The sequence below is a fragment of the Streptomyces paradoxus genome, assembly GCF_014202475.1.
In the GTDB taxonomy this organism is placed as follows: Bacteria; Actinomycetota; Actinomycetes; order Streptomycetales; family Streptomycetaceae; genus Streptomyces; species Streptomyces paradoxus.
Map to the genome: position 1 here is coordinate 352,620 of NZ_JACHGV010000003.1, position 12,219 is coordinate 364,838.

Annotated in this window: 8 protein-coding genes; 6 read left to right on the plus strand and 2 right to left on the minus strand. The window is 71.6% G+C overall.

What is annotated here, in order from left to right:
* The first annotated feature begins 101 nt into the window (after positions 1–101).
* The 4 genes from HNR57_RS11335 to HNR57_RS11350 all read left to right on the plus strand — a co-directional run bounded on the left by HNR57_RS11335 (position 102) and on the right by HNR57_RS11350 (position 7,091).
* Positions 102–1,748 carry a serine/threonine-protein kinase gene (locus tag HNR57_RS11335; RefSeq protein WP_184559419.1) on the plus strand — a complete coding sequence of 549 codons (1,647 nt, stop codon included), beginning with the start codon at positions 102–104 and terminating at the stop codon, positions 1,746–1,748.
* Between the two features lie 71 nt (positions 1,749–1,819).
* The gene (locus HNR57_RS11340) at positions 1,820–3,493 is read left to right on the plus strand and encodes a serine/threonine-protein kinase (protein WP_184559421.1); all 1,674 of its coding nucleotides are present in this window, start codon (positions 1,820–1,822) and stop codon (positions 3,491–3,493) included.
* A gap of 136 nt (positions 3,494–3,629) precedes the next feature.
* The gene (locus tag HNR57_RS11345; RefSeq protein ID WP_184559423.1) at positions 3,630–5,267 is read left to right on the plus strand and encodes a succinic semialdehyde dehydrogenase; all 1,638 of its coding nucleotides are present in this window, start codon (positions 3,630–3,632) and stop codon (positions 5,265–5,267) included.
* Between the two features lie 36 nt (positions 5,268–5,303).
* Entirely contained in the window at positions 5,304–7,091 is a 1,788-nt protein-coding gene (locus tag HNR57_RS11350) for a GMC family oxidoreductase N-terminal domain-containing protein (RefSeq protein WP_184559425.1), read from the plus strand.
* Positions 7,092–7,184: 93 nt separating this feature from the next.
* On the opposite strand, the gene HNR57_RS11355 is transcribed toward HNR57_RS11350, so the two are convergent.
* On the minus strand, positions 7,185–8,165 hold the full coding sequence (locus tag HNR57_RS11355; protein ID WP_184559427.1) for an LAETG motif-containing sortase-dependent surface protein: 981 nt from the start codon (positions 8,163–8,165) through the stop codon (positions 7,185–7,187).
* Positions 8,166–8,389: 224 nt separating this feature from the next.
* Between HNR57_RS11355 and HNR57_RS11360 the strand changes: the two genes are divergently transcribed.
* The gene (locus HNR57_RS11360; RefSeq protein WP_184559429.1) at positions 8,390–9,529 is read left to right on the plus strand and encodes a hypothetical protein; all 1,140 of its coding nucleotides are present in this window, start codon (positions 8,390–8,392) and stop codon (positions 9,527–9,529) included.
* Positions 9,530–10,027: 498 nt separating this feature from the next.
* Here the strand turns inward: HNR57_RS11360 and HNR57_RS11365 are convergent, their stop codons facing one another.
* Entirely contained in the window at positions 10,028–10,645 is a 618-nt protein-coding gene (locus HNR57_RS11365; RefSeq protein ID WP_313673395.1) for a chorismate mutase, read from the minus strand.
* On the opposite strand from HNR57_RS11365, the gene guaA reads away from it, so the two are divergent.
* The gene (gene guaA, locus HNR57_RS11370) at positions 10,639–12,219 is read left to right on the plus strand and encodes a glutamine-hydrolyzing GMP synthase (protein ID WP_184559433.1); all 1,581 of its coding nucleotides are present in this window, start codon (positions 10,639–10,641) and stop codon (positions 12,217–12,219) included. The two genes, HNR57_RS11365 and guaA, sit on opposite strands and share 7 nt — an antisense overlap.

Here is a 12,219-nt window from a genome sequence, read left to right on the forward strand (position 1 = left end):
AACATAAAGAGGTAGAACAACCCCATGGTGACGTCACGGGTCTGTGACCGGCTCGCGTCCTTTGTGGATACGCGGGCGGTTGGCGCGATATGGATACACCCATGAGCAGCAACGGGGGAGCCCGATCCGGGGCCGACGAGCCGACGAGTTTTGTACTGCAACCGCCGAACCAGCAGGCGCCGGTGCCGGGCAATCCCTATGCGACACCGGCCGGGTCGCCCACCCAGGTCGTGCCGTCCCAGTCGGCCCAGGCGCCCGAGGATGCCGGTGCCGGGCGGCTCATCGCAGGGCGCTACCGGCTGCTGGCCAAGCTCGGGCACGGCGGCATGGGCACGGTCTGGCGGGCCAAGGACGAGACGGTGGACCGGGAGGTCGCCGTCAAGGAACCCCGAGTTCCGGAGCATCTTCCCGAACGCGAACGCGCCAACGCCTTCGAGCGGATGCGTCGCGAGGCCCGTGCGGCGGCGCGGCTCGACCACCCGGCGGTGGTCGACGTGCACGACGTCGCGGTCGTGGAGGACCAGCCCTGGATCGTGATGGAGCTGGTGCGGGGCCGCTCGCTGGGCGCCGCCCTCCAGGAGGGCACCCTGTCCGCGCGCGAGGCCGCCCGGATCGGCCTGGAGGTGCTCGGCGCGCTGGAGGCCGCGCACGCGGCGGGCATCCTGCACCGTGACGTGAAGCCGGACAACGTGCTGCTCGGCCGCTACGACCGGGTCGTCCTCACGGACTTCGGGATCGCCCAGATCGAGGGCGAGACCAATCTGACCGACACGGGCGGCTTCGTCGGCTCGCCCGAGTACATCGCGCCCGAGCGCGTGCTGGGGCAGCGCCCGGGACCGGCCAGCGACCTGTGGTCCCTCGGCGTGGTGCTGTACGCGGCGACGGAGGGCGTCTCGCCGTTCCGCCGCAGCAACACCCCGGCCACGCTCCAGTCCGTCCTCAACGCCACGCCCGCGCCCCCGGCCTCCGCCCGGGGCGCGCTCGCCGAGGCCATCAACGGCCTGCTGGACAAGGACCCGGCCCGCCGTCCGAACGCCGCGCAGGTGCGGGCCCTGCTGGAGGCGGCCGCGAACCCGCCCGTCGCCCAGCCCACACAGGCCGTGCGGGTCATCACGGGCCCGGGCGGCGTCCGGTTCGGCCGCAAGGCGTGGCTCGGTCTGGGTGCCGCGGCCGTCGCGGCGGCGGTGACGGCGTACCTGGTGATCGCGGACCCGTTCGCCGGGCCGCTGCCCGAGGGCTGGGAGATCAAGCAGGAGAAGGACCTCGCAGCGTCGCTCGCCGTCCCCGCCGGGTACCAGCGGACCGTGCCCGACCGGAAGTCCGACCAGGGGCACTGGGTCACGTACGCCGACTGGAGCGGCAGCGTCTGGATCAACCTGAGCCTGGAGAAGAAGGCCGAGGACACCGGCGGCAACATCGCGAACTCCGCGGCCGCCGAGATGTACGACGACGACACCCGGTTCAAGGAGAGCGGAAGCTACGAGCTGGACATGGACGAGGGGCCGAAGAAGACCGACCCCGGGACGACCACGTACCGGGACAAGAAGGCCGCCCGGAACACCGTCCCCTTCACGACCGACGACAGCGAGAATCCACGCCCCCGGGAGTGCCAGATCTTCTACTACCGGACCCCCGGCGGCGACATGTACAAACTCACCGTCAGCTACCCGGACAAGAGCGACTTCACCGCCCGTGGACGCGAGGTGGCGAGCACGGCGATCGCGAATCTGGACATCGACAAGACCTGATTCCGCCCCTTCAACCCGGTCGGAAACGACCCGCGTCGACAAGGACGCGCCCCGCGGGGTACTGATGGGGCATGAGTAACGACGGGGGCGGGACCGACGACGCCCAGGGCCGGCTGGTCGGTGGGCGCTACCGGCTGGTCGAGCGCATCGGCTCCGGCGGCACGGGCACCGTCTGGCGGGCCCTCGACGAACTCGAACAGCGTGAAGTCGCCGTCAGACAGCCGCGGTTGCCGGGCGCCCCGGAGGACGAGAGCCACCGGCGGGCGGCCCACCGGCTGCACCGCGAGGCCCGGGCCGCCGCCCGCGTCGACCATCCCGCCGCCGTCACCATCCACGACGTGGTCGTCGAGGCGGAGCAGCGGGGCGAACACCCGGGACCCGTCGGCCCCGACGAACTCGACGCGGCGGAGGCGCTCGACGGACTGCCGTGGATCGTCATGGAGCTGGTGCCCGGCGAGTCCCTCGCCGACAGGCTCCGGCGCGGCCCGGTCGACGTGCCCGAAGCCGCCCGGATCGGCCTCGCCGTGCTCGGTGCCCTGCGCGCCGCGCACTCGGTCGGCATCGTGCACCGGGACGTGAAGCCCGCCCATGTGCTGCTCGGCCCGCACGGGCGCGTCGTCGTCACCGACTTCGGCATCGCCCATGTGCAGGGCGAGGACCCGCTCACCGGGAACGGGGAGGCCGCCGCGGATTCGCCGGAGTTCGTCGCCCCCGAGCGGATGTCCGCCGGCCGTATCGCCGGGCCCGCCTCCGACCTGTGGTCCCTGGGTGCGCTGCTGTACGCGGCCGTCGAGGGCTCGTCCCCGTTCCTCCGGACCACACCGGAGGCCACGCTCGCCGCGATCCTCGCCGCCGAGCCGCCCGAACCGACCCGGGCCGGACCCCTCGGGCCGCTGATAGCACGGCTGCTGGTGCCGGACCCCGAACAGCGGCCGGACGCGGAGGAGGTCGCGAAGGAACTGGAGGCGGTGGCGGGACCCGCACCGGCCGAACCGCGGACGGCCGGGCACCCGCGGCAGCCGGACGACCGGACCGCATCCCGTCCCGGCCTGGTGCCCGCCGCCGTGTCCACCGCCGCGCCGGCCGTCGCCCCCGCCGAGGTCCGGCCCGCCCCCGCCTCCGCCGCCCCTCCCACCCCCCACACGCAGCAGGACCCCATACCCGCCAAGCGCCAAAGCCTCCTCCGCCCAGGTCCCCTCGCCCTCCTCTCCGCCCTGCTCGCCGGCGGCATAGGGGCCGTCACGCAGCTCGCCGAGACCAGCAGCGCGGAGAGCGCCGGGCAGGCCGCCGACGCGACCGACGTCTGGAGCCCGCACCCCGAGCCGGACATGGCGGCCGTTCTCCATCTGCCGCGCCACTACCGCCCCCTCGACCGGACCGGCAGCGCGACCGACCAGCCCCGCACCGTGCTCTACGGCGACGAGCGCACCGGCACGATCCAGGTCCGTCTCCTCTTCTGGGACAAGGCACCGGCCTCCCCGGCGGACCAGGCCCGGACGGCGCAGGAGACCGGGGGAGAAACCCGGTACGCCCGCACCGGCGTCCAGGGCCACGAAGCCGCCCTCGCCGACACCACGTACCGCCGGGGCGAGACCCCAAGGCGCCTCATGCGGCTGATCGTCCGCACCGATGACGACCGCATGTACGAACTGCGCGTCGACATGCCCAAGGGCACCCCGGAGGAGGAAGAGGGCACCTCGGTGTTCGAGGGGGCCCGGGACCGGCTCGGGATCGTAAAAGGCTGAATCACACCCGCCGGTCACGCACAACGTCCTGATCAGCGCGTTTGTTGCCAGCAGTCACTGGCGTCGTGTGTGCAGTCGGTGAAGCCGTATTACCGACGGGTACCCAAAGCCTCCGTCCCGGCATACCCTGCGCCTCATGACGGACGCGCAGGCCGCCGAGAAGACGGCAGAGACCGGCACGGCACAGACCGGCACGAACCCCCTCGCCCCCGCCCCGGAGGGCGCCCGCACCGCCGCGGACGTGGTCACGCCGGAGCTGGTCGCCCAGCTCACCAAGGGTGTGGCCGGCTCCGGCCGGACCGCCAACCACACGCCGTTCACCGGCGAGAAGCTGGCGGACCTCCCGGAGGCGACGCCCGAGGACGTGGCGGAGGCCTTCCAACTGGCCCGCGCCGCCCAGGCCGTGTGGGCACAGACCCCCGTACGGCAGCGCGCCGCCGTCCTGCTCCGTTTCCACGACCTGGTGCTGGAGCGCCAGGCCGAGGTGCTCGACCTCATACAGCTGGAGACCGGCAAGGCCCGGCTGCACGCCCACGAGGAGGTGCAGGCCGTCGCGGTCGCCGCCCGCCACTACGGCCGCAAGGCGTCCGCCTACCTCCGGCCCAAGCGGCACGCCGGCGCCATGCCGACCCTCACGAAGGTCACCGAACTGCGCCACGCGCGCGGGGTCGTGGGCCAGATCGCCCCCTGGAACTACCCCCTGGAACTGTCGGTCGGCGACGCGCTCCCGGCCTTCGTCGCCGGCAACGCCGTCGTCATGAAGCCGGACACGGAGACCTGCCTGACCGCCCTGTGGGCCCGTGACCTGCTCATCGAGGCCGGGCTGCCCGCCGACGTCTTCCAGGTCGTCCTCGGCGACGGCCCGGTCGTCGGCCCGGAGGTCGTCCGGCACGCCGACTACGTCTCCTTCACCGGCTCCACCCGCACCGGCCGCGAGGTCGCCCAGGGGGCCGCCGCCCGGCTGGTCGGCGTCTCCCTCGAACTCGGCGGCAAGAACGCCATGCTGGTGCTGGAGGACGCCGACATCGAGAAGGCCGCGGCCGGAGCGGTACGCGCCTGCTTCTCCTCCGCCGGGCAGCTCTGCATCTCCATCGAGCGGCTCTTCGTCCACGAGTCGATCGCGGACGCCTTCCTGGAGCGCTTCGCCGCCCGGACGAAGGCCATGCGCCTCGGCACGTCCCTGGCGTACGGCGCCGACATGGGGTCCCTGGTCGGGGAACGCCAGCTCGAAACCGTCACGCGGCACGTCGAGGAGGCCGTCGCCAAGGGTGCGAAGGTCGTCGCGGGCGGTGTGGCGCGCCCGGACATCGGCCCGTACTTCTTCGAGCCCACGATCCTCGACGGGGTCGCCACGGACATGTCCGTCTGCGGCGAGGAGACCTTCGGCCCGGTCGTGTCGGTCTACCGCTTCACCGACGAGGACGAGGCCATCGAGCGCGCGAACGCCACGGCGTACGGCCTCAACTCCTCGGTCTGGACGAAGAACGGCCGCCGCGGCCAGGAGGTCGCCGCCCGCCTGCGCACCGGCACGGTCAACATCAACGAGGGTTACGCCCCCGCCTACGGCAGCGTCCAGTCGCCCATGGGCGGCATGAAGGACTCGGGCCTCGGCCGCCGCCACGGCTCCGAGGGCATCCTCAAGTACACCGAGGCCCAGACGGTCGCCCACCAGCGCGTGCTCCCCATGGCCCCCTCGCTCGGCATGGACGACGAGAAGTACGCCCAGTTCATGAGCCGCAGCCTCCGCCTGATGAAGGCGTTCAGGTTCCGGTAGACCACCCGCACTGCACACTCGAAGGGGAGACGGCACGTGCCTCAGGACGCTTACGACTACGACGTCATCGTCGTGGGTTCCGGATTCGGCGGCTCGGTGACCGCCCTGCGCCTCACCGAGAAGGGCTACCGCGTAGGCGTCCTGGAGGCCGGCCGGCGCTTCACCCGCGAGACCCTCCCCAAGAACTCCTGGGACCTCAAGAACTACCTCTGGGCGCCGAAGCTCGGCATGTACGGCATCCAGCGCATCCACCTCCTCGGCAACGTCATGGTCCTGGCGGGCGCGGGTGTCGGCGGCGGTTCCCTCAACTACGCCAACACCCTCTACGTCCCGCCGAAGCCGTTCTTCGAGGACCCCCAGTGGCGTGACATCACGGACTGGCAGGAGGAGCTGAAGCCGTACTACGACCAGGCCCGCCGCATGCTGGGCGTACGGCTCAACCCGACCATGACGCCCTCGGACGTCCACCTGAAGGCCGCCGCGGAGCGGATGGGCTGCGGCGACTCCTTCCACATGGCTCCGGTCGGCGTCTTCTTCGGCGACGGCGAGGACGCCGACGGCGCGGTGAAGGCCAAGCCCGGCCAGGAGGTGCCCGACCCGTACTTCGGCGGCGCGGGCCCCTCCCGCAAGGCCTGCGCGGAGTGCGGCGAGTGCATGACCGGCTGCCGCCACGGCGCGAAGAACACCCTCAACGAGAACTACCTGCACCTCGCCGAGAAGGCCGGTGCGGTGGTCCACCCCATGACGACGGTCGTGTCGCTGACCGACGACTCGCGCGGCGGCTTCGCCGTCGCCACCCTGCCCACCGACGACCGCGGCAAGAAGAAGGGCCGTACCTTCACGGCCCGCCGGGTCGTCCTCGCCGCCGGCACCTACGGCACCCAGACCCTGCTGCACCGCATGAAGGCGGGCGGCCAGCTGCCGCACCTCTCCGACAAACTGGGGGAGCTGACCCGCACCAACTCCGAGGCCCTGGTCGGCGCCCAGACCGACGACCGGCGCTACCGCAAGGCGCATGGCGTGCCCAAGGCCGACTTCACGCGGGGCGTGGCCATCACGTCCTCCATCCACCCGGACGCGAACACCCACATCGAGCCGGTCCGCTACGGCAAGGGCTCCAACTCGATGGGCGGTCTGTCCATCCTCCAGGTGCCGTACGCGGGGACGAACTCGGGCAGCTCGCGGGTCCTGGGCTTCCTCGCCAACGCCGCGAAGCACCCGCTGCTGGTGCTGCGCTCCCTGTCGAACCGCCGCTGGTCGGAGCGGACCATCATCGGCCTGGTGATGCAGTCGCTGGACAACTCCCTGACGACGTACGTGAAACCGTCGGGTCCCGGCCGCGGCCTGCTCACCGCCCGCCAGGGTCACGGCGCCCCCAACCCCAAGCAGATCAAGGCCGCGACGGAGGGCGCGTCGGCACTCGCCGCCGAGATCAACGGCTTCGCGGGCTCCAACGTCGGCGAACTGATGGGCACCCCGCTGACGGCCCACTTCCTGGGCGGCTGCCCCATCGGCGACTCCCGCGAGTCCGGTGTGATCGACCCGTACCACCGCCTCTACGGCCACCCCGGCATCTCCGTCGTGGACGGCGCCGCGGTCTCCGCCAACCTGGGCGTCAACCCGTCCCTCACCATCACCGCCCAGGCCGAGCGGGCCATGTCGTACTGGCCCAACAAGGGTGAGCTCGACCCCCGCCCGCGGCAGGGCTCGGCCTACGAGCGGCTCCAGCCGGTCGAGCCGAAGTCCCCGGCGGTCCCGGCGGAGGCGTTCGGCGCGCTGCGGCTGCCGTTCCTCGGCATGCCGGCCGTACCGCCGAAGAAGTAACCGAAGTCGGAAAACAGAAGAGGGACCTGCGCCCCCCTCCGAGCGCAGGTCCCTCTTCTGCTTGGTGCCGCGGCCTGTGCCGGCCGCTCCGGCTTACGCCTGCGCGCCGGCCTTGCGGCGACGGACCACGAAGATCGCACCGGCACCGGCGACGACCGCGGCACCGCCGACCAGGCTGATCATCGGCAGGGCGGAGCTGGAGCCGGTCTCGGCGAGGCTGCCGGTGACCTCCGGCGTGTTGCCGCTCGGCTTCTCGTCGGTGACGGGCGCCTTGCCGCCTTCCTGCGGCTTGGTGCCGCCGGTGTCCGTGCCGGCGGAGACGATCTGGAACTTGTACGACACGTCACCGAAGCCGGTGCACTCGGCGTCGTTGTCGCCGTAGATCGTCGCGCCGAGCGAGAAGCCGGCGCCGACCGGGGCGGACTTGCTGACGTTGAGGCGCAGCGGGATGTCGACCTCGTACTCGGGCTTCAGCTCGTCGGTGTAACCGACGTAACCGACCGCGTAGCCGCCCTCGTTGAGGTCGACCCAGATCTTGTCCTGGGGGTCCCAGGCCTGCAGCCGGACCTGCTTGCTGGAGAACAGCTCCTCGCCGTTCTTGTCGGGGGAGGCCCCGGCGAAGAAGTCGAGGTCGTTCAGCGTCGAGTCGGAGTTGTTCAGCACGTTCAGCGAGAACTTGTGCCAGCCGCTGCCCGCCGCGATCTTGCCGGGCAGGCCGGAGATGCTGACGTCGACCTTGGTGTCCTCACAGATCGAGGGCTCGGGGTCCGGGGACTCCGACTCCTCGGGCTCCGACGCCGAGGGCGACGGGGAGGACTCGGTGGCGGACGCGCTCGGCGAGCTCGACGTCTCGGGAGCGGACTCGCTCACGGACACGCTCGGCGACGGCGACGTCTCGGGCGTCGTCTCGGTCGCCGACGGCGAGGGGGACGTCTCGGGAGCGGACTCGCTCACCGACGCGCTCGGCGTGGGCGTGGTTTCGTCGGTCGCGTACGCGGCCGGTGCCGCGAGCAGTGCCACCGGGGCTATGACCGCCGTAGCGGCCGCTGCTGCCATGGCGCGGCGAAGCTTCATGAAGACCTCGGAAAGTCCGGCGTACCGCGGGATGCGGCACGAACGTTGGGGGAGGCCTCCGCGTGTGGGGCGCGGGAGTGGCCCTTGGTTCGGCAGGTTTGATCCGTGAAACCTGTGAATGGTTGTGCTGGCATTCACAGAATTCTTATGTGGGCTGAGTCACACGCGAGACCTTCCGGTGAAGGCTTGTGAAGGCGCTTTCCGCCCGCTTAGATCTTGACTTCGTGTCAGAAAAGCCGTCCGACGAGCAGCCGTCGGCCTCGGAGATCCCCGACGACGTCTGGGAACAGTTCACCCGCGACACCGAGCGGGACATCCGTTCCTCCGCTCCCAAGGAGCCGTCCGCGCGGGCCCGCATGGTGACCGAGCGGCTGCGTGAGCAGGACGCCCGGGGCGAGTCGCCTCCCGGATGGCGCACCGGCCCCGGGCCGGAGACGAACGGCCGCGCCGCCCGGCGCCGCAGGCTGTGGGCCGTGCTCGGTGTGCCCGTCGCCGTGGCCGTGGCGCTGGTGGCGCTGAAGCCCTCGCTGCTCCCCGGCGACCCCTTCGGTACGGGGGAGCCCCAGGCCGCCGAGGCCTCGCCGCTGCCCGCCGAGTCGACGGCGCCCACCGCCGCGCCCGGCGCGTCCGGCCCCGAGAGGCCCACACTGGACCAGCCGTTCGCCGGTTCCCCCGCCCTGCGCTGGGCCGACGGCGAGGCCGGCATCGTCCTGCCCGAGGCGAAGGCCGTCGGCGCGGTCTCCGAGGACCGGGTGGAACAAGCGCTGAAGCTGACGAAGAAGCTGCTGGTCGGCGCCAACCTCGACCCGAGGACCGTGCGCGGCGCCCGCCCCACGGCCGCGCTCTCCGTGCTCGACCCCAAGCAGCCCGAGCTCCTCGACGATCTCGACACCGGCTTGCGCTCCCCCAGCGAGAAGCACGACCCGGTGACGCTGTTCAGCCGTTTCGACCCCGACGAGGTACGGCCGGTCGGCGACGTGATCAAGACCCGCGGGCGCATGACGTTCGAGAAGGGCACGCAGGGAGGCGTGGCGGTGCGGGCCGACTACACCTTCGTCTACCCCGTCGTCCGGGCCGACGGCCCCACCGAGGTCACCCGCACCATCGTCCGCCGGGTCCTCGACGTCGAACTCGCCGACCCCGCCCGCTACGAGGTCACCCCCGGCCGCCTGCTCCTCATGAACTACGACCAGGAGATAGGCAACTCCTCCTGCTTCGTCAACGACGGCTACCTGCACCCGGAGTTCTCGTCGAGCAGGTCCGCGGGCCCGGACCCGAGCGGCCCGGCGACGGACCCGTACGACCGGAGCAGGGAGCTCGAACGCGGCGACGGCGGCGACTGCGGGACGGTGACCCGCACCTGAGCAGAGCGAAGGGCCCCGCGGGGTGGAGCCGCGGGGCCCTTCTTCTCGTCAGCACCGACGTCAGGGCAGCGCCGGTGCCTGGAAGCGGCGCCGGGGGGTTGCGCCGCTGGTCTGTACCTCTGGCAGTGGGGCAATGCGGGTACCCGCTGGGGGACTTGGACTGTGTACGCATCGTGCTGGATGAACGCGGCGCCCGCAACCGTTTGACCCAGACTTGTGCATTTATGCAAGGTCCGCCGGTCGGCCCCGGGCGTCCCCGGAGCCGACCGTTCTCTTGGGTGACCGGGCTGCTGTCCCCTGCCGTCCGGCCACTTTCCTGGAGCGAGGTCCCACGACGCACGGCACGATCCGTGCGTCTCATCGCCCCAGTGAGCCACGCGTGGTTCATTCGTGCCCGCGCCTGGCTGGCACGGACACCGGGACCAACGAGATGCCTCGGGAGCGGTCACGCGCCGTACGGGTGAGGAGGGGCCGTACGTCTGTCCCACGAACGTGGTTTCAGATCTTGCCCCGGCACAGCTCCAGCAGGGTCATGGCCAGGGCCGTGCCCGGCCTGCCCAGCGCCTCCCTGTAGTGGCCGAGCACGTCCATCTCGCGGGACAGGTTCACGCGCCGGCCGCCGGAGGCGATGCGCGCCTCCTGGATGACGGCCGAGACGGCCACCCGTTCCTGGATCAGGCCGATGATCCGGTCGTCGAGCGCGTCGATCCGCTCGCGGGCTCCGGTGATCACGCCGGCGGCCTCGGGGGTACGGGCGCCGGTCACGTCGATGGCGGTCATAAGGGGCTCCTCGTCGTCGGGGGCTGCCCCGGGGCGGCACGGCCCGGACGACGACAGGCGCCCCGGGCCTTGTCGGCCCGGGGCGCCTGGGAAGTCGCTTGTCAGTTGCTCAAGCAGCACGACCATGGCGTCCGGCGGGCCGGATGCCATAGGTAAAGACGAACGTCTGCTGCTTGAACATGGGTGCCAGTATGCACCCCCTCCGGAGGCCGTCCAAGCCGGTTCGCATCCTGAGACGGGGTTCCCTCCCGGCACACGGAAGGAGCCCGGCGGCCCCCCGGTAGAATCGGGTGGCACAAGACCCCCGCCCCACCGCCGGAAGGCACCCCGTGTCATCAGCGACTCCCGCTGCCAACGCCGCCGACACCGTCCTGGTCGTCGACTTCGGCGCGCAGTACGCCCAGCTCATCGCCCGTCGTGTCCGCGAGGCGCGGGTCTACAGCGAGATCGTGCCGAGCACCATGCCGGTCGAGGAGATGCTCGCCAAGAACCCCGCGGCGATCATCCTGTCCGGCGGCCCCTCGTCGGTCTACGAGGAGGGCGCGCCCAGCCTGGACCGCGCGATCTTCGAGGCCGGCATCCCCGTCTTCGGCATGTGCTACGGCTTCCAGCTGATGGCGCGCACCCTCGGCGGCACCGTCGACAACACCGGCGCCCGCGAGTACGGCCGTACCGACCTGCACGTCTCCAAGGTGTCCTCCACCCTCTTCGAGGGCACCCCCGCCGAGCAGCCCGTCTGGATGTCGCACGGCGACGCCTGCTCCGCCGCCCCCGAGGGCTTCTCCGTCACCGCCTCCACGGACGTCGTACCGGTCGCCGCCTTCGAGAACGACGAGAAGAAGCTCTACGGCGTCCAGTACCACCCCGAGGTGATGCACTCCACGCACGGGCAGCAGGTGCTGGAGCACTTCCTCTACCGGGGCGCGGGCCTGACGCCGTCCTGGACCACCGGCAACGTGATCGAGGAGCAGGTCGCCGCCATCCGCGAGCAGGTGGGCGACAAGCGCGCCATCTGCGGCCTGTCCGGCGGCGTGGACTCCGCGGTCGCCGCGGCCCTCGTGCAGAAGGCCATCGGCTCCCAGCTGACCTGCGTGTACGTCGACCACGGCCTGATGCGCAAGGGCGAGACCGAGCAGGTCGAGAAGGACTTCGTGGCCGCGACCGGCGTGCAGCTGAAGGTCGTGGACGCCGAGGAGCGGTTCCTCAAGGCGCTCGCCGGGGTCTCCGACCCCGAGGAGAAGCGGAAGATCATCGGCCGCGAGTTCATCCGGGTCTTCGAGCAGGCCCAGGCCGAGATCATCGCCGACCAGGGCCCGGCCGTGGAGTTCCTCGTGCAGGGCACCCTCTACCCGGACGTCGTCGAGTCCGGCGGCGGCACCGGCACGGCCAACATCAAGTCCCACCACAACGTGGGCGGCCTCCCCGAGGACCTGGAGTTCAAGCTCATCGAGCCGCTCCGCAAGCTCTTCAAGGACGAGGTCCGCATGGTCGGCCAGGAGCTCGGCCTGCCGGAGGAGATCGTCCAGCGCCAGCCCTTCCCCGGCCCCGGCCTCGGCATCCGCATCGTCGGCGACGTCACCAAGGAGCGCCTGGACCTGCTGCGCGAGGCCGACGCCATCGCGCGCGAGGAGCTGACGGCGGCCGGTCTCGACCGGGACATCTGGCAGTGCCCGGTGGTCCTGCTCGCGGACGTCCGCAGCGTCGGCGTCCAGGGCGACGGCCGCACGTACGGCCACCCCATCGTGCTGCGCCCCGTCTCGTCCGAGGACGCCATGACGGCCGACTGGTCGCGCCTGCCGTACGAGGTCCTGGCGAAGATCTCGACCCGGATCACCAACGAGGTGCGCGACGTCAACCGTGTCGTCCTCGACGTGACCTCGAAGCCGCCGGGGACGATCGAGTGGGAGTGA